Raw genomic sequence first — 22,736 nt, forward strand, 5'->3', positions numbered from 1 at the left:
ACATAGATTAGAAATAACAATTGAACACTAATATTAAAAGAATAAAATAAATTAAACATGGCAAAGGCAACTTTCGATCGTTCAAAACCACACTTAAACATTGGTACTATTGGACACGTAGATCACGGTAAAACAACTTTAACTGCTGCTATTACTAAAGTATTAGCTGATGCAGGTTTATCTGAAGCAAGATCATTTGATCAAATTGATAATGCACCAGAAGAAAAAGAAAGAGGTATAACAATTAATACTTCTCACGTAGAATATGCAACTGCTAATCGTCACTATGCTCACGTTGACTGTCCAGGTCACGCGGATTACGTAAAGAACATGGTTACAGGTGCTGCTCAAATGGATGGTGCTATTTTAGTTGTTGCTGCAACTGATGGTCCTATGCCACAAACACGTGAGCATATCTTACTTGGTCGCCAGGTAGGAATTCCTCGTATGGTTGTATTCATGAATAAAGTGGATATGGTTGATGATGAGGAGTTATTAGAATTAGTAGAAATGGAAATCAGAGATTTATTATCATTCTACGAGTATGATGGTGATAATGGTCCTGTAGTAGCAGGTTCTGCTTTAGGTGCACTTAATGGTGAGCAAAAGTGGGTTGATACTGTAATGGAATTGATGGCACAAGTGGATGCTTGGATTGAAGAGCCAGTTCGTGATATGGACAAGCCTTTCTTAATGCCAATTGAAGATGTATTCTCAATTACTGGTCGTGGTACTGTTGCAACTGGTCGTATTGAGACTGGTGTAGCTAACACAGGTGATCCTGTTGAAATCATCGGTATGGGTGCTGAGAAATTAACATCTACTATTACTGGTATTGAAATGTTCCGTCAGATTTTAGATAGAGGTGAAGCTGGTGATAACGCTGGTATCTTATTAAGAGGTATTGAGAAGTCTCAGATCTCTAGAGGTATGGTAATTACTAAGCCTGGTTCTGTAACACCACATGCTAAATTTAAAGCTGAGGTTTACGTATTGAAAAAAGAAGAAGGTGGACGTCATACTCCATTCCATAATAATTACCGTCCACAGTTTTACGTTCGTACAACTGATGTAACTGGAAACATTGCGCTTCCTGATGGTGTTGAAATGGTAATGCCAGGAGATAACTTAACAATTACAGTTGAGTTAATTCAACCAATTGCAATGAACGTAGGTTTACGTTTCGCTATCCGTGAAGGTGGTAGAACAGTTGGTGCTGGTCAGGTTACTGAAATTTTAGACTAAACAAAATAGTTAAAATATTTAATTAAGGTGTCTCGATATTTCGGGACGCCTTGATTATTGTTTACGGGTTTAGCTCAGTTGGTAGAGCACTGGTCTCCAAAACCAGGTGTCGTGAGTTCGAGTCTCTCAACCCGTGCAAATTAAACATTGGATTATTTTGTAATCCTTAATAAAGTATATTATCAAATGGCAGGATTAATAACATATATAAAAGAATCGTTTGAAGAGTTGAAGAATAATGTGTCATGGACTCCATGGCCAGAGGCTCAGAAACTAACGGTAATTGTAGCTGTGCTTTCAATTATTTTTTCTTTAGCTATTTGGGGAGTTGATACCGTGTTTAGTAGAGCGGTTAAGGCTTATTTTGAAATGATTCACTAACAATTTACAAGAAGAATATGTCCGATAAAAAATGGTATGTTGTTAGAGCGGTAAGCGGTCAAGAGAACAAAATTAAAGCTTATATCGAAAATGAAATTTCAAGATTAGGTTTAGAAGATTTTGTAGACCAAGTTTTGGTACCAACTGAAAAAGTTATTCAAATCCGTAACGGAAAGAAAATACAAAAAGAGAAAGTTTATTTCCCTGGTTACATAATGGTTCAAGCCAATTTAAGTGGTGAGATTCCTCATATTATTAAATCGATTACAAATGTTATCGGTTTTTTAGGTGAAACAAAAGGAGGTGATCCTGTGCCTTTAAGACAATCTGAAGTAAACAGAATGTTAGGTAAAGTAGATGAATTGTCTGTAGAGGCTGATGCTAATGTTGCTATACCATTTACTAAAGGAGAAACTGTAAAAGTTATCGATGGTCCATTCAATGGTTTTGATGGTACTATTGAGAAGATTAATGAAGAAAAGCGTAAGCTTGAGGTAATGGTTAAGATTTTTGGAAGAAAAACACCATTAGAGTTAAGTTATATGCAAGTTGAAAAAGTTTAATAATTGTTACAATAAAGAGCGTTAATCTATGCTTCCAATATAGATAAGCGTATAAACATTAAGAAATGGCAAAAGAAATAGACAAAGTAGTTAAGCTACAAGTTCGGGGAGGTGCTGCGAATCCATCGCCACCGGTAGGACCCGCTTTAGGTGCCGCTGGAGTTAATATCATGGAGTTCTGTAAGCAATTTAATGCTAGAACTCAAGATAAGCCAGGTAAAGTTTTACCTGTGGTTATATCTGTTTACAAAGACAAATCATTTGAATTTGTAATTAAGACTCCACCAGCAGCAGTACAATTATTAGAAGCGGCCAAAGTAAAGAAAGGATCAGGAGAACCAAACCGACGTAAAGTAGCAAAAGTAACTTGGGATCAAGTAAAAACGATTGCTCAGGATAAGATGGTAGATCTAAATGCATTTGAAATCGGATCAGCTATGAAAATGGTTGCCGGTACAGCAAGATCTATGGGTATCACTGTTAAAGGAGGAGAAGCTCCAAACTAAATTTTTAGAAATGGCAAGATTAACAAAGAAGCAAAAAGAAGCAAGAGCAAAAGTTGATAATAACAAAATTTACTCTTTAGAAGAAGCTTCAGCTTTACTAAAAGAAATTACATATACAAAATTTGATGCTTCTATCGATTTAGCAATCAGATTGGGTGTAGATCCACGTAAAGCCAATCAAATGGTACGTGGTGTAGTTTCATTACCACACGGTACAGGTAAAGATATGAAGGTTCTTGCACTTGTAACACCAGATAAAGAAGAAGAAGCTAAAGAAGCAGGCGCTGATTATGTTGGGTTAGATGAATACTTACAGAAAATTAAAGATGGTTGGACTGATGTTGACGTTATCGTTACTATGCCAAGCATTATGGGTAAGTTAGGACCATTAGGTAGAGTATTAGGACCAAGAGGTCTTATGCCAAACCCTAAGACAGGAACAGTAACTATGGATGTCGCTAAAGCAGTTGCAGAAGTAAAAGCTGGTAAAATAGATTTTAAGGTAGATAAAACAGGTATTGTACATGCACCAATAGGTAAAGCATCGTTTAGTACTGATAAAATTATTGGGAATGCCCAAGAATTGTTATCTACAATCATGAAGTTAAAACCTACTGCATCAAAAGGTACTTATGTAAAGAGCATTTATATGTCTAGTACAATGAGTCCTAGTATTGCAGTTGATACAAAAATAGGATAGTAGTTAAACTTAGAACATTATGACAAGAGAAGAAAAATCCCAAGTAATTGAAGAGTTAACTGCTCAATTAGCAGATAATACAAATATCTATTTAACTGATATTTCAGGATTAGATGCAGTTGCAACTTCAAATTTAAGAAGAGCGTGTTTCAAGTCTAACATTAAGTTAGCTGTTGTTAAGAATACACTTTTAGAAAAAGCAATGGATGCATCGGATAAAGATTTCGGTGATTTACCAACTATTTTAAAAGGAAATACATCTGTAATGTATTCTGAAACAGGAAATGCTCCTGCAAAAGTAATTAAAGAATTTCGTAAAAAATCTGAAAAGCCATTATTAAAAGGTGCTTTCATTGAGGAATCAATTTACATTGGTGACGATTTACTTGATGCTTTAGTTGATATTAAGTCTAGAGAAGAGCTTATTGGAGAGATTGTAGGTTTACTACAGTCACCAGCTAAGAATGTTATCTCGGCACTTAAATCAAGTGGTGGAACCATTGCAGGCATCGTTAAAACATTATCTGAAAGAGAAGGATAATCGTATTACAATTACACAATAGAAAATTAAATTATAACACACATTATTAAACATTAGAAAAATGGCAGATTTAAAAGATTTCGCAGAACAATTAGTTAACTTAACAGTAAAAGAAGTTAACGAATTAGCAACTATATTAAAAGATGAGTACGGTATTGAGCCTGCTGCTGCTGCAGTAGCTATGGCTGGTCCTGCTGCAGGTGGTGGTGACGCTGCTGAAGAGCAAACTGAATTTGATGTAATCCTTAAAGCGGCAGGTGGTTCTAAACTAGCTGTAGTAAAATTAGTTAAAGAATTAACTGGTTTAGGTTTAAAAGAAGCAAAAGGTTTAGTTGATGATGCACCAAGCGCAATTAAAGAAGGTGTTTCTAAGGATGAAGCTGAAGGCTTAAAATCTTCTTTAGAGGAAGCAGGAGCTGAGGTAGAGCTTAAATAAGCATACTCATTCAACAATACAAGGTTTAGGTCTGGAGTCGTACTCTAAGACCTAAACCATTTTGTGTATATAAACGTTATATGCATTTTTTAGTTTTTATTTATTAAAATCTCGTTCATCAATGTTAGCAAAAAAGGCTGAAAGAATTAATTTCTCTTCTATTGTAAATAGGACAGATTACCCAGACTTTTTGGATATCCAAATTAAATCCTTCCAGGATTTTTTCCAATTAGAAACAAAGTCAGAAGAAAGGGGTACTGAAGGTTTGTACAACACCTTCATGGAGAACTTCCCAATTACAGATACACGTAATCAATTTGTATTAGAATTTTTAGATTACTTTATTGATCCACCTAGATATTCTATTGAAGAATGTATCGAAAGAGGATTAACTTACAGTGTGCCTTTAAAAGCAAGATTGAAGTTGTATTGTACGGATCCAGAACATGAGGATTTCGAAACAATCGTTCAAGATGTATATTTAGGTACTATTCCTTATATGACACCAAGTGGTACATTCTGTATTAATGGTGCAGAGCGTGTAGTTGTCTCTCAATTACACAGATCACCAGGTGTATTTTTTAGCCAATCATTCCATGCTAATGGAACTAAATTGTATTCTGCAAGAGTAATTCCTTTCAAAGGATCTTGGATAGAATTTGCTACAGACATCAATCAAGTAATGTATGCTTACATTGATAGAAAGAAAAAATTACCAGTTACAACACTTTTCCGTGCTATCGGTTTTGAGCGTGATAAAGATATTTTAGAAATTTTTGATCTTGCAGAAGAAGTTAAAGTTTCTAAGTCTGGATTAAAGAAAGTTATTGGTCGCAAATTAGCTGCCCGTGTATTGAATACATGGCACGAAGATTTCGTTGATGAAGATACAGGTGAAGTTGTATCTATTGAGCGTAACGAAATTGTATTAGATCGTGACACAATTATAGATAAAGATAATATTGAAGAAATTCTTGAAGCTGAAGTAAAAACTATTCTTTTACATAAAGAAAGTGCTCAGCAAGGAGATTACGCAATTATTCATAATACATTACAGAAGGATCCAACAAATTCTGAAAAAGAAGCTGTTGAGCACATCTACCGTCAATTACGTAATGCTGAGCCGCCAGATGAGGAAACTGCTCGTGGTATTATAGACAAATTATTCTTCTCTGACCAACGTTACTCTTTAGGTGAAGTAGGTCGTTACAGAATGAACAAGAAATTACAGTTAGATATCGGTATGGATAAGCAAGTGCTTACCAAAGAAGATATTATAACGATTATAAAATATTTAATCGAGCTTATTAACTCTAAAGCAGAGATTGATGATATTGATCACTTATCTAACCGTCGTGTACGTACAGTTGGTGAGCAGTTATCTTCTCAGTTTGGTGTTGGTCTTGCTCGTATGGCACGTACTATCCGTGAGCGTATGAATGTACGTGATAACGAAGTATTTACTCCAATTGATTTAATTAATGCAAAGACCTTATCGTCTGTTATTAATTCATTCTTTGGTACTAACCAGTTGTCTCAATTTATGGATCAAACGAATCCTCTTGCAGAGATTACGCATAAGCGTCGTCTTTCAGCATTAGGACCAGGTGGTTTATCTAGAGAAAGAGCAGGTTTCGAAGTACGTGATGTTCACTATACACACTATGGACGTCTATGTCCTATTGAAACACCAGAAGGACCAAACATTGGTTTAATTTCTTCTTTATCTGTATTTGCAAAAGTGAATTCAATGGGATTCATTGAAACTCCATATCGTAAAGTTGAAAATGGTGTTGTTGATATTAAAAATGCTCCAACGTACTTAAGTGCGGAAGAGGAGGAAGATATGTTAATCGCTCAAGCAACTATCAAAGTTGATGAAGATGGTAAAATCTTAGCTGATAAAATTATTTCTCGTCAAGAAGGTGATTTCCCAGTTATTGATCCAACACAAGTAGATTATACTGATGTTGCACCTAATCAGATTACTTCAATATCTGCATCGTTAATTCCATTCTTAGAACATGATGATGCCAACCGTGCATTAATGGGATCTAACATGATGCGTCAGGCCGTTCCTTTATTACGTCCAGAAGCACCAATTGTAGGTACAGGTTTAGAACGTCAGGTGGCTTCAGATTCTAGAGTATTAATTAATGCTGAAGGAGCTGGTACTGTTGAATATGTTGATGCTGAAAAAATCACCATAAGATACGAGCGTACTGAAGAAGAAGCAATGGTTAGCTTTGAAAGTGATACTAAAACATATCCTTTAGTTAAATTTAGAAAAACAAATCAAGGAACATCTATCAACTTAAAGCCAATCGTAGTGAAAGGTGATAAAGTTGCAAAAGGACAAGTTCTTTGTGAAGGTTATGCAACTGAAAATGGGGAATTAGCACTTGGTAGAAATATGAAAGTAGCCTTTATGCCTTGGAAAGGGTATAACTTTGAGGACGCTATCGTAATTTCAGAAAAAGTAGTTAGAGAAGATGTATTTACATCTATTCACATTGATGAGTACTCTTTAGAAGTTAGAGATACTAAATTAGGTAACGAAGAGTTAACTAATGATATTCCTAACGTGTCTGAAGAAGCGACTAAAGATTTAGATGAAAATGGTATGATTCGCATTGGTGCGGAAATCAAACCAGGTGATATCTTAATTGGTAAGATTACTCCTAAAGGTGAATCTGATCCAACTCCAGAAGAGAAACTTCTTAGAGCTATCTTTGGTGATAAAGCAGGTGATGTAAAAGATGCGTCTTTAAAAGCATCTCCATCTCTTAACGGTGTTGTAATTAATAAAAAATTATTCGCTAGAGCCGTAAAAGATAAACGCAAGAGAGCACAAGATAAAGAAGATATTGAAGCATTAGAAAATGCTTATGACAATAGATTTGATGATCTTAAAAATGTTGTAGTAGAAAAATTATTCAATATTGTTAATGGTAAAACTGCTCAAGGTATTTATAACGATTTAGGTGAAGAAATTATCCCTAAAGGTAAGAAGTATACCTTAAAGATGTTAAATGCTGTAGATGATTATACGCATTTAACTTCTGGAAAATGGACTACTGATGACCATACTAATGAAATGGTTGCAGATTTAATCCATAATTATAAAATTAAGGAAAATGATCTTCAAGGATCTTTAAGACGTGAGAAGTTTACAGTTTCTGTAGGAGATGAATTACCTGCAGGTATCATAAAATTAGCTAAAGTTTACATCGCTAAAAAACGTAAACTGAAAGTTGGTGATAAGATGGCGGGTCGTCACGGTAACAAAGGTATTGTTGCTCGTATCGTTCGTCAAGAAGATATGCCTTTCTTAGAAGATGGAACTCCAGTTGATATTGTATTAAATCCACTTGGTGTACCTTCTCGTATGAATATTGGTCAGATTTATGAAACCGTTTTAGGTTGGGCTGGTCAAGATTTAGGGAAAACGTATGCAACTCCTATCTTTGATGGTGCAACTTTAGATCAAATTAACGCATATACAGATGAAGCTGGTATCCCTAGATTTGGTCATACATATTTATATGATGGTGGAACAGGAGATCGTTTTGATCAACCAGCAACAGTTGGTGTAATCTATATGATTAAACTTGGTCACATGATTGATGATAAGATGCACGCACGTTCAATAGGACCGTACTCATTAATTACACAACAACCATTAGGTGGTAAAGCACAATTTGGTGGTCAGCGTTTTGGTGAGATGGAAGTATGGGCACTTGAAGCTTATGGAGCATCAAGTACATTACGTGAGATCTTAACTGTAAAATCAGATGATGTTATTGGTAGAGCTAAAACTTACGAAGCAATCGTTAAGGGTGAGCCAATGCCAGAACCAGGACTTCCAGAATCGTTCAACGTACTTATGCACGAATTGAAAGGTTTAGGATTAGATATTAGATTAGAAGAATAAAAAATAGTAGCCAGTCATCAGTATGTAGTAGTCACTGCATACTGAAGACTGAAGACTGAATACTATAAAGAACATGGCAAGAAAACAAGATAAGAATACAGTACAGAAATTTAACAAAATTTCTATTGGTTTAGCATCTCCTGAGTCTGTTTTAGCAGCATCTCGTGGTGAGGTATTAAAGCCAGAAACTATTAATTATCGAACTCACAAACCAGAAAGAGATGGTTTGTTCTGTGAGCGTATTTTTGGTCCTGTAAAGGATTTTGAATGTGCTTGTGGTAAATATAAAAGAATACGTTACAAAGGTATTGTATGTGACCGTTGTGGTGTAGAAGTAACAGAAAAGAAAGTACGTAGAGATCGTGTTGGGCACATTAATTTAGTGGTACCTGTAGCGCATATCTGGTATTTCCGTTCGTTACCTAATAAAATTGGTTACCTTCTTGGATTACCATCTAAGAAATTAGATATGATAATCTATTATGAGCGCTATGTGGTTATTCAATCAGGTATTGCTATGAATGCTGAAGGAGAACCAGTTCAAAAAATGGATTTCCTTACAGAAGAAGAGTACCTTAATATTTTAGAATCACTTCCTAAAGAAAACCAATATTTAGATGATACAGACCCTAACAAATTCATCGCTAAGATGGGTGCTGAGTGTCTTATCGATTTGTTAGCTCGTATTGATTTAGATGAATTGTCATATGAATTAAGACATAAAGCAAATAATGAAACATCTAAGCAACGTAAAACTGAAGCTTTAAAGCGTTTACAAGTTGTAGAGGCATTTAGAGATTCAAATTTAAATAGAGAGAACAGACCTGAGTGGATGATTATGAAGGCTGTTCCTGTAATTCCACCAGAATTAAGACCTTTAGTGCCTTTAGATGGTGGTCGTTTTGCGACTTCAGATTTAAATGATTTATACCGTCGTGTAATTATCCGTAACAACCGTCTTAAAAGATTAGTTGAGATAAAAGCACCAGAAGTGATTTTACGTAATGAGAAACGTATGTTACAAGAATCAGTAGATTCATTATTTGATAACACACGTAAATCATCTGCTGTAAAAACAGATTCTAACAGACCATTAAAATCATTATCAGATTCACTTAAAGGTAAGCAAGGACGTTTCCGTCAAAACTTACTTGGTAAGCGTGTTGATTATTCTGCACGTTCTGTAATTGTTGTTGGACCAGAATTAAGATTATTTGAATGTGGATTGCCTAAAGGTATGGCAGCAGAACTTTACAAGCCTTTTATCATCAGAAAACTGATAGAGAGAGGTATCGTAAAGACTGTAAAATCTGCAAAGAAAATTATAGATAGAAAAGAGCCTGTAGTTTGGGATATCTTAGAGAATGTTTTAAAAGGACATCCAGTGCTTTTAAATCGTGCTCCTACTTTACACAGACTTGGTATACAAGCATTCCAACCTAAACTTATCGAAGGTAAAGCAATTCAGTTACACCCATTAGTGTGTACTGCATTTAATGCCGATTTCGATGGTGACCAGATGGCAGTACATTTACCATTAGGACCAGAAGCTATTTTAGAATGTCAGATGTTAATGTTGGCTTCACATAATATATTGAACCCAGCAAACGGTTCTCCAGTTACTGTACCTTCTCAGGATATGGTACTTGGTTTATATTATATGACTAAACTTAGAAAATCTACTCCAGAAGTGCCAATTAAAGGAGAGGGGTTAACTTTTTATTCTCCTCAAGAAGTTACAATAGCTTACAATGAGAAGAAAGTTGACTTAAATGCTGGTATTAAGGTAAGAACTTTTGATTTTAATGAAGAAGGAGAATTAACTAAGCAAATTATAGAAACAACTGTTGGTCGTGTACTTTTCAACGAAAAAGTACCAGCAGCAGCAGGTTATATTAATGAAGTATTAACTAAAAAGTCTTTAAGAGAAATCATTCATGGTATTCTTAAAAAGACTAGTGTACCTGAAACTGCAGATTTCCTTGATGAGATTAAAACACAAGGTTATAAATTTGCATTCCAAGGTGGACTATCATTTAGTTTAGGTGATATTATTATTCCTGCAGAAAAGCAAGGAATGATTGATGCTGCTAATAAACAAGTTGATGGTATTATGGGTAACTATAATATGGGACTTATTACCAACAACGAACGTTATAATCAAGTTATTGATATTTGGACATCAACCAATGCTGAATTGACTGAATTGTCAATGAAACGTATTCGTGAAGATCAACAAGGATTTAACTCGGTATTTATGATGCTTGACTCTGGTGCAAGGGGTTCTAAAGAACAGATTCGTCAGTTAACAGGTATGCGTGGATTAATGGCTAAACCTAAAAAATCTACAGCAGCAGGTGGTGAAATTATTGAAAATCCAATTCTTTCTAACTTTAAGGAAGGTCTTTCAATTTTAGAATACTTTATCTCTACTCACGGTGCACGTAAAGGACTTGCAGATACGGCTCTTAAAACTGCCGATGCTGGTTACTTAACACGTCGTTTAGTAGATGTATCTCAAGATGTTATTGTTTATGAAGAAGATTGTGGTACGCTAAGAGGAATCGAAGTTTCTGCACTTAAGAAAAACGAAGAAATTGTTGAAAGTTTAGAAGGTAGAATCGTTGGTAGAACATCTCTTAATGATGTTTACAATCCATTAACTGAAGAGTTATTGGTAGAAGCTGGTGGTCATATTAATGATATTATCGCTAAGAAAATTGGAGACTCTCCGTTAGAGTCTATTGAAGTACGTTCTCCATTATCTTGTGAAGCTAAAAAAGGGATTTGTGTTAAATGTTATGGTCGTAACCTAGCTACTGGTAAATTAGTACAACGTGGTGAAGCTGTAGGTGTAGTTGCTGCTCAATCTATTGGTGAGCCTGGTACGCAGTTAACATTACGTACATTCCACGTTGGTGGTATTGCAGGTAACATTTCTGAAGAAAATAAATTAACTGTAAAGTTTGATGGTATTGCAGAAATTGAAGATTTAAAAACTGTTAAATCAAAAGATAAAGAAGGTAATGAGGTTGATGTTGTCATCTCAAGAACTTCAGAATTGAAATTGGTTGATGCTAAAACCGGAATCATTTTAAGTACAAATAATATTCCTTATGGTTCTTTTATTTATGTTAATAATGGAAGTAAACTTAAGAAGGGTGATGTAATTTGTGAATGGGATCCATATAACGGTGTAATTATTTCAGAATTTGCTGGTAAAGTGAAGTATGAAAACATCGAACAAGGCGTTACATATCAAGTTGAAATTGATGAACAAACTGGTTTCCAAGAGAAAGTTATTTCTGAATCTAGAAACAAGAAGTTGATTCCAACATTATTGATTGAAGATTCTAAAGGTGAAACTATCCGTTCTTATAACTTACCAGTTGGTGCCCACATTATGATTGATGATGGTGATAAAATTGATATTGGTAAGATTTTGGTTAAAATACCTCGTAAATCATCTAAAGCAGGTGATATTACTGGTGGTCTACCTCGTGTAACAGAATTATTTGAAGCACGTAACCCTTCTAATCCTGCTGTAGTAAGTGCGATTGATGGTGTGGTTTCATTTGGTAAAATTAAGCGTGGTAACCGTGAGATTATAATCGAATCTAAATTAGGAGAGGTTAAGAAATACTTAGTAAAATTATCTAATCAGATTCTTGTTCAAGAGAATGATTATGTAAAAGCAGGTATGCCTTTATCTGATGGTTCTGTTACACCAAACGATATTCTTAACATTAAAGGCCCGTCGGCAGTTCAACAATACTTAGTGAATGAAGTACAAGAAGTATATCGTTTACAAGGTGTGAAAATTAATGATAAGCACTTCGAAGTTGTTGTAAGACAAATGATGCGTAAAGTTAGAATTATTGATTCTGGAGATACTATTTTCTTAGAAAATCAATTAGTACACAAATCAGATTTCATTGAAGAAAACGATAAGATTTTCGGAATGAAAGTGGTTGAAGATGCGGGTGATTCTGATAATATGAAATCTGGTCAAATTGTAACAGTTAGAGATTTGAGAGATGAAAACTCTAGCTTACGAAGAGAAGATAAAAATCTTGTAACTGCAAGAGATGCTAGTCCGGCGACTGCAACTCCAATATTACAAGGTATTACTAGAGCTTCATTACAAACTAAGTCGTTTATATCAGCGGCATCGTTCCAAGAAACTACAAAAGTTCTTAACGAAGCAGCAGTAAATGGTAAGGTAGATTCTTTAGAAGGACTTAAAGAAAATGTAATTGTAGGTCATAGAATACCAGCAGGTACAGGTGTTAGAGAATACGAAAACATCATCGTTGGTTCTAAAGCAGAATTTAATGAAATGATGAAGGCTAAAGAAGAAATGAATTTTAATTAAAGGAGATTTATATTTAGCTAGCCGAAGGCGATGCAAAATATTAAAATCGAATTTATCCTGAACTAATGTCAGAGATTCATTCTTTAAATAGTAGAATAAACCAAAAGCCTTCAAGTTATATAACTTGAAGGCTTTTATATTTTTAAAAAATAACATATTATGGCAGACGAAAAAATTAATCCTAAAAAAGGTCAAATAAACATCGAATTGGATGAAAAAGTAGCAGAAGGTACTTATTCCAATTTAGCAATTATAAATCATTCCGTATCAGAATTTGTAGTGGATTTTGTAAGCATTATGCCAGGAACTCCGAAAAGTAAAGTAAAGTCTCGTATCATTCTTACACCACAACATGCAAAACGTTTATTGAAAGCCTTAGGCGAAAATATTGTTCGTTTTGAAAAAGCACATGGAGAAATTAAAGATTATGAGCAACCTCCAATACCTTTAAATTTTGGACCAACGGGACAGGCATAAGTTTATAATTAAACTTTAGTGCGTAATAGTTTTTTTCAATTATTATGTTATTATTAATTGAATTTATATATTCAAAACAGCTTATTTTAAAGTGTGTTTAAGGTTGTTTAGTGATTCTTGCTTATATATTCATATGAAATAAAAATAACGACCTCAGAGAGGTTTTAAAACCGCTTTTAGTGATTTTACGCCTTTTAGATATAAAAAAACCTTTGAATGAATAATTTAAAGTTTTTTTTATATCATTAAATCAATGTTGTTGTTTATGCAACTTCTTTTTGATTTAAATGATACTGTAAAGCTCCAGAAGGGCACTTTTTAATCTGATTAATAATGGCACCTGTTTGTGCTCCTTCGAGATCAATCCAGGGAATTACAGAGTTTCTAAATACATTAGACAATTGCTTCGCACAAAGTTGCGCATTTGCACAACATCGAGGCTTGTAGGTAACGGTAATTTCTGCGTTACTGAAAACGTTTGCGTTAATTTCCATAATAAGTAGATTAGTTTGGGGTTAATCGTATTTTGAAAGTATTGAATGAATATGGATTATTAATAAATAATAGACTATGTGTAAATTTAATCGTTTAATTGAAATTATTTGTAGGTATATACTCTTCTAATCGATGAAATACATGCTCTATTTATTCAAATTCTGATGTCATATGAAAGGTAATACTTGGATATTTTTGTTGAGACATCTGAAGTGAGAACATCGAATCTGCTAAAAACACCAATTGATTTTGTTTATCTCTGGCTAAATAGCGCTGTTTTACTCTAATAAATTCTTTGTATTCTTCGCTCTTTTCATTCTCTGTTTTTATCCAACAGGCTTTATGTACGTTAAGATTTTCGTAAGTACATTTTGCACCATATTCGTGCTCTAATCGGTACTGAATAACTTCATACTGCAGTGCACCTACGGTACCAATGACTTTTCGTCCATTAAAATCTAATGTAAATAATTGTGCAACACCTTCGTCCATTAATTGGTCGATACCTTTATATAGTTGCTTAGCTTTCATAGGATCAGCATTATTGATATATCTAAAATGTTCAGGAGAAAAACTAGGTACTCCTTTATAGTTTAAGATCTCACCTTCTGTTAGAGTATCTCCAATTTTAAAACTTCCAGTATCCTGAAGTCCTACGATATCACCTGGATATGAGATGTCTACAATCTCTTTCTTCTCTGCAAAAAATGCATTAGGACTCGAAAATTTTAATTTTTTATTTTGTCTTACATGTAAATAAGGAGTGTTACGCTTAAATTCTCCTGATACAATTTTTATAAAAGCTAATCTATTTCTATGATTAGGATCCATATTGGCATGTATTTTAAAAACAAAGCCGCTAAATTGCTTTTCTTCAGGTTTAACTAAGCGTTCTTCACTTTGTTTAGGTCTTGGTTTTGGTGCTATTTCAACAAAACAATCTAATAATTCTCTAACACCAAAATTGTTAAGTGCAGATCCAAAAAATACAGGTTGTTGCTTTCCGTTTAAATAGTCTTCTTTACTAAACTGAGGGTATATTCCTTCAACTAACTCTATCTCTTCTCTTAAGGTATTGGCTGCTTTTTTACCAACTAGTTTGTCTAATTCTGGAGAGGATAAATCGGATACCTCAATAGTTTCTTCAATATCCTTTCTGCTATCGCCAGAAAACAAATTAATATTCTTTTCCCAGATATTGTAGATACCTTTAAAATCGTAACCCATTCCTATAGGAAAACTTAAGGGAACAACCTTTAAACCTAATTTTTGTTCAATTTCATCTAGTAGATCAAATGCGTCTTTACCTTCTCTATCCATTTTGTTAATAAAAACAATCATTGGAATGTTTCGCATTCTACAAACTTCAACTAATTTTTCGGTTTGTTCCTCAACACCTTTAGCAACATCAATGACCACTATTACACTATCTACAGCAGTTAGGGTTCTAAATGTATCTTCAGCAAAATCTTTGTGACCAGGTGTATCTAAGATATTAATTTTAATACCGTTATATTCAAAAGCTAAAACAGAAGTAGCTACGGATATTCCACGCTGACGTTCAATTTCCATAAAGTCACTGGTAGCACCTTTCTTTATTTTGTTGCTTTTAACCGCACCAGCTTCTTGTATAGCACCACCAAATAATAGTAATTTTTCTGTAAGTGTAGTTTTACCTGCATCTGGATGAGAGATGATTCCGAACGTTCGTCGTCTATTTATTTCTGAAATAAAGCTCATAATAATTATTGAAAAAGCAGTGCAAATATATTACTTATAAGTTCAATAAGACTAACTAATCTAAAGGTTTTAATGGAAGAATCTTTTGAGATATCATTAAAATATTAATTCATGACAATAGAGAAACTATAAGTGGAAAATATTTTTTAGCTTTTATATCATTCCTATAATCCATACTAATAATACATATATTCAGAATCTAATGATCAAATCGTATACTTATTTATATTAAAACATGCATTTTATTTGAGCTATATCACCATATTTAGGTTTTAGAACAATATGACACTTGTTCATAACATAATTTCCAAATCATTAATGCTAAAGCTTATTTTTACAGCGTTTAAAGTGATCAAGGCAGAATAATTATATGAAATTAAAAGTAAGTTAGATACGTAATAAAAAACTCACATGTTATCCATACCTTTTTTTAAATTCCATCTAGAATAGTTGCCGTAGATGTAAAATTTATGAGCCACCTTATGTCTTGGTATTTTATAAAAATTTATTGTGTAAGAATACTTACATCTTAAATTTTTTGTAATTTTACTTTTATAAAATTATGGGATTAATTTTTTTGAAGTTGATTAATAGTAAATCTCTTCGCCAATTTAATATTTATTTTAGAATTTTAAGTGTGACTTAAGGCTTGTTTTAGGTGTCTTAAAAATTAATTATTGTACGTTATTTTCTATAGTCATATGGATTAAATCTTGCAATAAATTGTTTTGTTTGCATTTTACCGAATATATCGGCTATTTAGTCGATGTTTTGTTTTTTTATTTGTACAAACTGAATTATACATCAACTATATAATATATGGAAATCTTTACTCGATTCTCTTTCGCAAAGAACATTAATTTTTGTCAATGCTTAGTTTTAGAGAACTTATCTCAGTTTAGGATAAAAACTTTATTGCTGGTTAGTCTTTTCTTATCATCTTTTATTTTAAGTGCTCAAGAAGATGTAACCACTATATATGGTGATCAAGGTGGTTTTTTTGTGTCTTCTACGGCCTTACCAGTTACAGCAACGGATTCAAATAACTTATTAGGCTTTGTGGCTAATGGAATTACATATTCTACAGGTGTGGATGATTCTGTATTAACATCTAATGGAGTGACGACGTTCACTGCTCTTGAATTTCTTGCCTTTCCTGTACCAGGAGTTATAAGTTATAGTAACCCAGAATTGCTAGGAGTTGCTTATAATTGGGGAGGTGTAAATCAAACAAATGCTGCTACAGATTATATTAATAATTTTTCACCAATAGTACCAACTAATTTTCTTAGAGATGGAGTTAATGGTTTGGAAATGAGTACGAATTTTTTCAATATTGACTCTCAAAATATTGAGTATGATGATTTAACTGTTCTGTCAACAGCTAATATTACTGATAATGTACCAGATATAATCGTAAACCAAACAGGAGCGCCTGGAGGTAGTGATACCTTTAGTTTTGTGGATAGTTCTGGTCTTGTTGTTGGTAATGCTGTTGTAGTAGACTTCTCTTCTACACCTGTTGTGGCAGGAGTCGATTGGACTATATATAATGTTAATCCTGCTACAGGTACTGTAACTAATACATTTGGAATAAATACATATAGAGATTTTAGAGTTTTATCATTTTTATTGAGTGATTTTGGGATTACTGCAGCTAATTCATCACAAATAGTAAAATTTGTTCATACAACATCTGGTAATACTGATATTGCCTTTACGGCTTATAACTCTAATAGTCTGGGGTTTAGTACTTCAGTGGACTTAAGTATAGATGCAAATATAGAGTCGTCAACAAGCTTGTGTACTACAACTGATGTTGATCTGGTTGCTACGGTTACTAATAATAGTGCAATAAACAGTAGTAGTTTTGTGGTAGAAGCTCCATTACCTTCGGGTTTAAGTAATGTTGGAAGTACATTTTCTTTTTCATCTGGATCAGGAACAGCTTCTTACGATTCAGTTACAAATGAATGGGTGATTTTTGGGTTAGAAGCTGGTGAAAGTGTAACTTTAACCGTTAATACATCTGCATCTTCTTTAGCATTGCCTCTTGTATATAGCGCAAGTATTACTAATATGACTCAGTCAGATACAGACAATAGTAATAATTCTTTTTCGGTTTCTGAGACTGATTCAGATTGTGATAGTGTGTTTGATTCAGCTGATCTAGACGATGACAACGATGGGATTTTAGACACTGACGAATGTAATAAGATTATTATTCCACCATTTAGTATTTCAGGTGGATCAAATACAACTATTAATTTTCCTTCTTCAGATGGAATGATACTAGATATCACATCTATCGATAATAACTTTAATATAGAAATAAACGGAACACTATTAGCTCCTCAAGATATTGAGTTTTCAGCAACAGGTGTTACTTTTCAAGCTGGTGATTCTTATCCTGTATTTGCATCGGATGGAAATGGATATGGACAAGGTGGTAATCCAGGTGTTTGGACACTTAATTATAATAATGCGGACCCATCTTTCTTGCAAATGAGATTGGTTATTAGTGCGTCAGGTGCCGTAAAATTGTTAGCAAAACGCGATAGTAATCCAGGTACGCTTTTAGAGGAAATGATTATTGATCCTAGTACTCCTCAATTTAATACTATAACATGGAATACAACAGGTTCTAATACGATAGTTGTAAGCCAACTCAATACTAGCCCTCCAACTTTCTTATATGCTTCTGTAAGTGGATGTGGTGATACTGATAATGATGGTATTCCTAATCGTTTAGATACAGACAGTGATAACGATGGATGTAATGATGCAGTAGAAGTTGGTCACATAGATGATAATAATGATGGCGAAGTAGATGGTACAGGTTATGACACTAATGGTCAGGTAATAACAACAGGAACTGCATATACAGGTGCAAATACAGATGTAATCACTGCAACAGTGGTTACGATAGATAGCTCTCCAACCAATCAATCAGAAATTGATGGAAACACTGCAGTATTTGCTGTAACAACTTCAGCAACTAGTACTACAAATTTTACTGGTACACCACCAAATACAACACCAAATTATAGTGGCGGTTCAGCTACCAATGTTTCAAGTGATACAACTTATCAATGGTATTTAGGAGATCCTGCAACAGGAGGTACAGCATTAGCTAATGATGCGACCTATTCTGGTGTAACGTCTGCTAATTTAAATATTGTTACAAATTCTGCATTAGACGGTAATGACTATTGTGTAGTGATTTCTCATCCAGATTTAGAATGTACTCAAACGGAATGTGCGACATTATCAGTCATTGCAGATCCATGTGATGCAGTAGCATCAGGTAATCCTGATAATGATGGTGATGGAATAGCCGATTTATGTGATGAGGATGATGATAATGATGGCATATTAGATATTTACGAAGGATGTGGAAACCTTATCATTAATGGTAATTTTCAAAAACAAGATTTTTCAAGTCAGACAGATTTTCCAGATGCTTCAAATACGAGTTCTGCGGGTACATTTATTGGTGCTACATACAATACAAACACAATGATAGGTTGGGATTACACTCAAAATTTTGATGGTTGGATTGGTAATGAATCTCCAACTTGGGGTCCTAGTTTTACATTTGCAAATGCTTATAATGGTAACCAATACCTTGATGTTCTTGGTAATAATAACGTTACAGGAGGTGTTAATAATGTCCTTTCTCAAACAATTAATACTGTTCCTGGAGTTACTTACACGCTTTCTTTTTATTGGGGAGAAGATGTTGGGCATGCTGCTGGTTCTGATGTAACTTTAGATATAGATGTTATTGATGCTACAAATGCATCATTATATAGTCAGACTTTAACGGCTGTGGCTCAAGGAGAAATAGGTGGAATTATTGGGCCTAAAACATGGTATGCTTTTTCTCAAACCTTTATTGCGACCACGTCTCAAACAACGATACAATTTGAAGCCACACCTCCAGCAGGATCAACTGCAGCAGGAGCAGCTCTTGATTTTGTAAGTGTATTTGGTAGTGATTGCACAGATACAGATGGAGATGGAGTGGATGATGTATTTGATTTAGATTCAGATAATGACGGTATCTCTGATGTTGTAGAAGTAGGAGGAACAGATAATGATTATGATGGTATGGCTGATGGTGTTGTAAGCACTTTCGGAATTCCTGCAACAGCTGGTGCAGGAATTACACCAATAGATACTTTAGGAGATGGAAGTTTTGATTTTCAAAATACAGATAGTGATTTAGATGGCTGCTCAGATGCAAATGAAGCTTATGATGATAATAATGCAGATGGAGGCGATGGAGGTCAATTTGGTTTGGGAGATCCTGCAACTGTAGATTTAACAAATGGATTGATAGCTGGTCTTGATTATACTAATGGGACTAACGCTACAGTAATTGATGATAGTGTATCGTCTGGTTGTAGTTTGTGTATAGATGATATTCCTGGCGGAAACCCAACAGCAGCAATAGATGCTGGCGATGTAACTTTTGATATAGATAGTGGAATAAGTGCAGGTTTCCCTGCAGAATTAAATTCCATTACTATCGCAGGTGAGCCAAATCCTTTTACAGCAATTTATGCGCCAAATAATTTAAATTACCAATATGCCAATCCAGCAGCAGGTAGTCAATATGTTAGGGATCAATTAAGCACAACAGCATCAATAGCAGATGGACCTGTAATTTATAATGCAGCTTTACTTGCGGCAAATTTTGAAAATGATTTAAGACATTATTTATCAATGGATAATACCATAGATCCAACAGATTATAATGAATACATTTATAACTCTCCAATAGCTTCTGCTTCTAATAGATATGTTGTTGTTACTGAACGAAATGGTAATAATGAATTAAGTATTCAGGCCTTAGATAATTCTTTAAATCCAACAGGAAATATCGTATTGGCAAATGCTACAAATTATATTGATACAGGTGTTGCCACAGATTTTACGCAACACGTATTTTTAGCAATTTATCCTTTAACAGCTTTAGTACCATCTGGAACAGATGTGCAAGGAATAAGAATTACTCAAACCGGAGCTGCAGGTGGTGATGGTGGTGATGGAAAAGCTTTTATTATTTATGATCCAAGTTTCTTGGTACTGCCGCCAACTATAGAAGTTTCAACTTCTAGTGTTCAACCAGATTGTACAACAGTTCAAGGTTCTATTACAATTGATGCTATTGATAATGGAGGTGGAGCGATGGAATACAGTGTTAATGGTTTAACAGGTCCTTTCCAGCCAAGTCCTACTTTTAATAATCTTGTACCAGGTTCTTATACTTTAGCAGTAAGATATATTACTTCTCCAAGTTGTGTTGAAGTAGCTTTAAGTCCTATGGTATTAGACGTGCCAGATTTATGTGATATTGTTTCAACAAATGAGTCAGCATGTAGTGATAATGGCACACCTCTAGATATTACAGATGATACTTTCACTGCAGATATTACGGTGTTTTTCTATGATCCTCCTGCAACAGGAAATTTAGTTTTAACAGGAGATGGCACAGCAACTCAACCAGTTTCTAGTATTACTGCTCCATCGTACACTTTTGTAGGAGTTGTTTTACCAGCCAATGGCAGTGATATTTCACTAACCGCAACTTTTTCAGCAGATTCTGCTCGTGCCATAACAGTTGATGATGTAGTAGTTGCTCCTTTTGAATGTAGTGATGAAGCTTGTTTAGATATAATTCCAGTTGGTAATCCAATGTCAGCACTTTTGGCAAGTGAAGTTAGTTTTAATATTTCTAGTGCTCCAAATGCAGGATTTCCAGCAGTATTAAATTCAATTTCGGTGACAGGCCAACCAAACCCTTTTACTGAGATTTATGCGCCAAATAATGTGAATTATCAATATGCAAATCCTAATGCTACAAGTCAGTTTGTTAGGGATCAGTTGTCTACAACAGCAACTATTACAGATGATCCAGCAGTATATAAAGCAGCATTGTTAGCGGCAAATTTTGAAAATGATTTAAGACATTATTTATCAATGGATAATACTATTGATCCTACGGATTTTAATGAGTTTATCTACAATACTCCTATTGCAGCTGCTGAGAATCGATATATAGTGGTTACTGAACGTAACGGAAATAATGAAATGAGTATTCAGGCTTTAGATAATACTTTAAGTCCTACAGGTAATATATTATTAGCCAATCCTTCAGTTTATATTAATACTGGTGTTCCTACAGATTATACACAAGAAATATATGTTGCAATTTACCCATTGACAGCTTTAGTGCCAGCAGGTACAGATGTTCAAGGGATTAGAGTTACTCAAATTGGTGCTGCTGATGCCGGTCCAAACTTTCAGGACGGAGGAGATGGTAAAGTATTTATTATGTATGATAATGCGTTTTTTATACCACCTCCTACAATTAGTCCAGCAACATCTGCTGTGCAACCAACTTGTTTAACTACCACTGGTTCAATTAATGTAGTTGCCGTAGATAATGGTGGTGGAGCTATTGAGTACAGTGTGAATGGTTTAGCAGGTCCTTTTTTACCAACATCAAATTTTACAGGTTTAGCAGCTGGTTCGTACTCTGTTGCGGTTAGATATGCTGGAAACCCGGATTGTGTTGAAGTAGCATTGGAACCGATTGAAATTGTAGCAGCGGATTGTTCATTGAGTTTAATTAAAAGTATTGTAGACGTAGATTCATTAGGATCACCAGGAATATTGGATGATGAAATAGAATATGAGTTTACAGTTACTAATACTGGTGATGAAACTTTAACAAATATTATTGTAACTGACCCGTTAGTAGGTACTGTAACTTGCTTGGCAACTACTCTTGCGCCAGGAGTCAGTACTACATGTAGTGCTACTTATACTATTTTGCAAAGCGATGTTGATGCTGGTGGTGTAGAAAATTCTGCAACTGTAAGAGCAGATGCTCCAGGTGGTGATAATTCAGATCCAAGTGATGACGTGATAGATATATCAGATACAGGTACAACAAGTGACGGTTCAACTGTTACTGATCCTGAAACTATAGAGACTGATGATATTGATAGCGTTAATGGTAATAATAATGATTTAGATCCAACAAATGATGTAACTCCTTTTTCTATTACTCAAAATGCTTCCTTAACTGTAGTTAAGACAGCAGTAGTAACAGACAATGCGCCAACAGGATTAGGGATCAATGATTTGATTACTTATACTATAGTTGTAAATAACACAGGCAATGTAACGGTAAGTGATATTACATTATCAGATACCCTTACGGACTTAGACGGTAATGTGTTGAGCTTATTAAGTAATCCAACGTTAACAGGATCAAGTTCAGGTAGTAGTGCCGCGAGTTTATTAGTTGGAGGTAGCTTAACGTATAC

13 protein-coding genes and 1 tRNA gene are annotated in these 22,736 nt (G+C 34.4%); 12 read left to right on the plus strand and 2 right to left on the minus strand.

Annotation, left to right across the window (positions count from 1 at the left end; all coding sequences use genetic code 11):
• Window positions 1-57: 57 nt before the first annotated feature.
• From tuf to DFQ10_RS05735, 11 genes are all read left to right on the plus strand, one after another.
• Window positions 58-1,245: an elongation factor Tu gene (gene tuf / locus DFQ10_RS05685; RefSeq protein ID WP_115816379.1), complete on the plus strand. Its 1,188-nt coding sequence runs from the start codon at window positions 58-60 to the stop codon at window positions 1,243-1,245.
• Window positions 1,246-1,308: 63 nt separating this feature from the next.
• Window positions 1,309-1,381, plus strand: a tRNA-Trp gene (locus DFQ10_RS05690).
• A 50-nt stretch (window positions 1,382-1,431) separates the two neighbouring features.
• On the plus strand, window positions 1,432-1,626 hold the full coding sequence (secE, locus tag DFQ10_RS05695; RefSeq protein ID WP_115816380.1) for a preprotein translocase subunit SecE: 195 nt from the start codon (window positions 1,432-1,434) through the stop codon (window positions 1,624-1,626).
• A gap of 17 nt (window positions 1,627-1,643) precedes the next feature.
• Complete coding sequence (gene nusG, locus DFQ10_RS05700) at window positions 1,644-2,189, plus strand: transcription termination/antitermination protein NusG (protein WP_115816381.1); 546 nt, start codon at window positions 1,644-1,646, stop codon at window positions 2,187-2,189.
• A 65-nt stretch (window positions 2,190-2,254) separates the two neighbouring features.
• Entirely contained in the window at window positions 2,255-2,695 is a 441-nt protein-coding gene (rplK, locus tag DFQ10_RS05705; protein ID WP_115816382.1) for a 50S ribosomal protein L11, read from the plus strand.
• Between the two features lie 10 nt (window positions 2,696-2,705).
• Window positions 2,706-3,395 (plus strand): 50S ribosomal protein L1, encoded by a 690-nt coding sequence (gene rplA, locus DFQ10_RS05710; RefSeq protein ID WP_115816383.1) that lies wholly within the window; start codon window positions 2,706-2,708, stop codon window positions 3,393-3,395.
• 19 nt (window positions 3,396-3,414) lie between these two features.
• Window positions 3,415-3,936, plus strand: coding sequence for a 50S ribosomal protein L10 (gene rplJ / locus DFQ10_RS05715; RefSeq protein ID WP_115816384.1), 522 nt, complete (start codon window positions 3,415-3,417; stop codon window positions 3,934-3,936).
• A 61-nt stretch (window positions 3,937-3,997) separates the two neighbouring features.
• Window positions 3,998-4,372 carry a 50S ribosomal protein L7/L12 gene (gene rplL / locus DFQ10_RS05720; protein WP_115816385.1) on the plus strand — a complete coding sequence of 125 codons (375 nt, stop codon included), beginning with the start codon at window positions 3,998-4,000 and terminating at the stop codon, window positions 4,370-4,372.
• A gap of 121 nt (window positions 4,373-4,493) precedes the next feature.
• Window positions 4,494-8,306: a DNA-directed RNA polymerase subunit beta gene (rpoB, locus tag DFQ10_RS05725; protein WP_115816386.1), complete on the plus strand. Its 3,813-nt coding sequence runs from the start codon at window positions 4,494-4,496 to the stop codon at window positions 8,304-8,306.
• Between the two features lie 73 nt (window positions 8,307-8,379).
• Window positions 8,380-12,681, plus strand: a complete 4,302-nt coding sequence (rpoC, locus tag DFQ10_RS05730) for a DNA-directed RNA polymerase subunit beta' (RefSeq protein WP_115816387.1) — start codon at window positions 8,380-8,382, stop codon at window positions 12,679-12,681.
• Between the two features lie 159 nt (window positions 12,682-12,840).
• The gene (locus tag DFQ10_RS05735; RefSeq protein ID WP_115816388.1) at window positions 12,841-13,158 is read left to right on the plus strand and encodes a DUF3467 domain-containing protein; all 318 of its coding nucleotides are present in this window, start codon (window positions 12,841-12,843) and stop codon (window positions 13,156-13,158) included.
• A 263-nt stretch (window positions 13,159-13,421) separates the two neighbouring features.
• Here the strand turns inward: DFQ10_RS05735 and DFQ10_RS05740 are convergent, their stop codons facing one another.
• Entirely contained in the window at window positions 13,422-13,652 is a 231-nt protein-coding gene (locus tag DFQ10_RS05740; RefSeq protein WP_115816389.1) for a (4Fe-4S)-binding protein, read from the minus strand.
• Window positions 13,653-13,803: 151 nt separating this feature from the next.
• Window positions 13,804-15,393: a peptide chain release factor 3 gene (locus DFQ10_RS05745; RefSeq protein WP_115816390.1), complete on the minus strand. Its 1,590-nt coding sequence runs from the start codon at window positions 15,391-15,393 to the stop codon at window positions 13,804-13,806.
• An 819-nt stretch (window positions 15,394-16,212) separates the two neighbouring features.
• Here DFQ10_RS05745 and DFQ10_RS05750 point away from each other — a divergent pair.
• Window positions 16,213-22,736: DUF7507 domain-containing protein (locus DFQ10_RS05750; protein WP_147299179.1), on the plus strand; the 6,524-nt coding region annotated here is incomplete at its 3' end.

Source organism: Winogradskyella eximia, assembly GCF_003386165.1.
Classification (GTDB): Bacteria; Bacteroidota; Bacteroidia; order Flavobacteriales; family Flavobacteriaceae; genus Winogradskyella; species Winogradskyella eximia.

Excerpts from the sequence above, each read along its gene's own strand:
- rpoB (WP_115816386.1), top strand. The coding sequence starts at position 4,494 with ATGTTAGCAAAAAAGGCTGAAAGAATTAATTTCTCTTCTATTGTAAAT.
- rpoC (WP_115816387.1), top strand. The coding sequence starts at position 8,380 with ATGGCAAGAAAACAAGATAAGAATACAGTACAGAAATTTAACAAAATT.
- secE (WP_115816380.1), top strand. The coding sequence starts at position 1,432 with ATGGCAGGATTAATAACATATATAAAAGAATCGTTTGAAGAGTTGAAG.
- DFQ10_RS05735 (WP_115816388.1), top strand. The coding sequence starts at position 12,841 with ATGGCAGACGAAAAAATTAATCCTAAAAAAGGTCAAATAAACATCGAA.
- rplA (WP_115816383.1), top strand. The coding sequence starts at position 2,706 with ATGGCAAGATTAACAAAGAAGCAAAAAGAAGCAAGAGCAAAAGTTGAT.
- rplL (WP_115816385.1), top strand. The coding sequence starts at position 3,998 with ATGGCAGATTTAAAAGATTTCGCAGAACAATTAGTTAACTTAACAGTA.
- tuf (WP_115816379.1), top strand. The coding sequence starts at position 58 with ATGGCAAAGGCAACTTTCGATCGTTCAAAACCACACTTAAACATTGGT.
- rplJ (WP_115816384.1), top strand. The coding sequence starts at position 3,415 with ATGACAAGAGAAGAAAAATCCCAAGTAATTGAAGAGTTAACTGCTCAA.
- DFQ10_RS05745 (WP_115816390.1), bottom strand. The coding sequence starts at position 15,393 with ATGAGCTTTATTTCAGAAATAAATAGACGACGAACGTTCGGAATCATC.
- rplK (WP_115816382.1), top strand. The coding sequence starts at position 2,255 with ATGGCAAAAGAAATAGACAAAGTAGTTAAGCTACAAGTTCGGGGAGGT.
- DFQ10_RS05740 (WP_115816389.1), bottom strand. The coding sequence starts at position 13,652 with ATGGAAATTAACGCAAACGTTTTCAGTAACGCAGAAATTACCGTTACC.
- nusG (WP_115816381.1), top strand. The coding sequence starts at position 1,644 with ATGTCCGATAAAAAATGGTATGTTGTTAGAGCGGTAAGCGGTCAAGAG.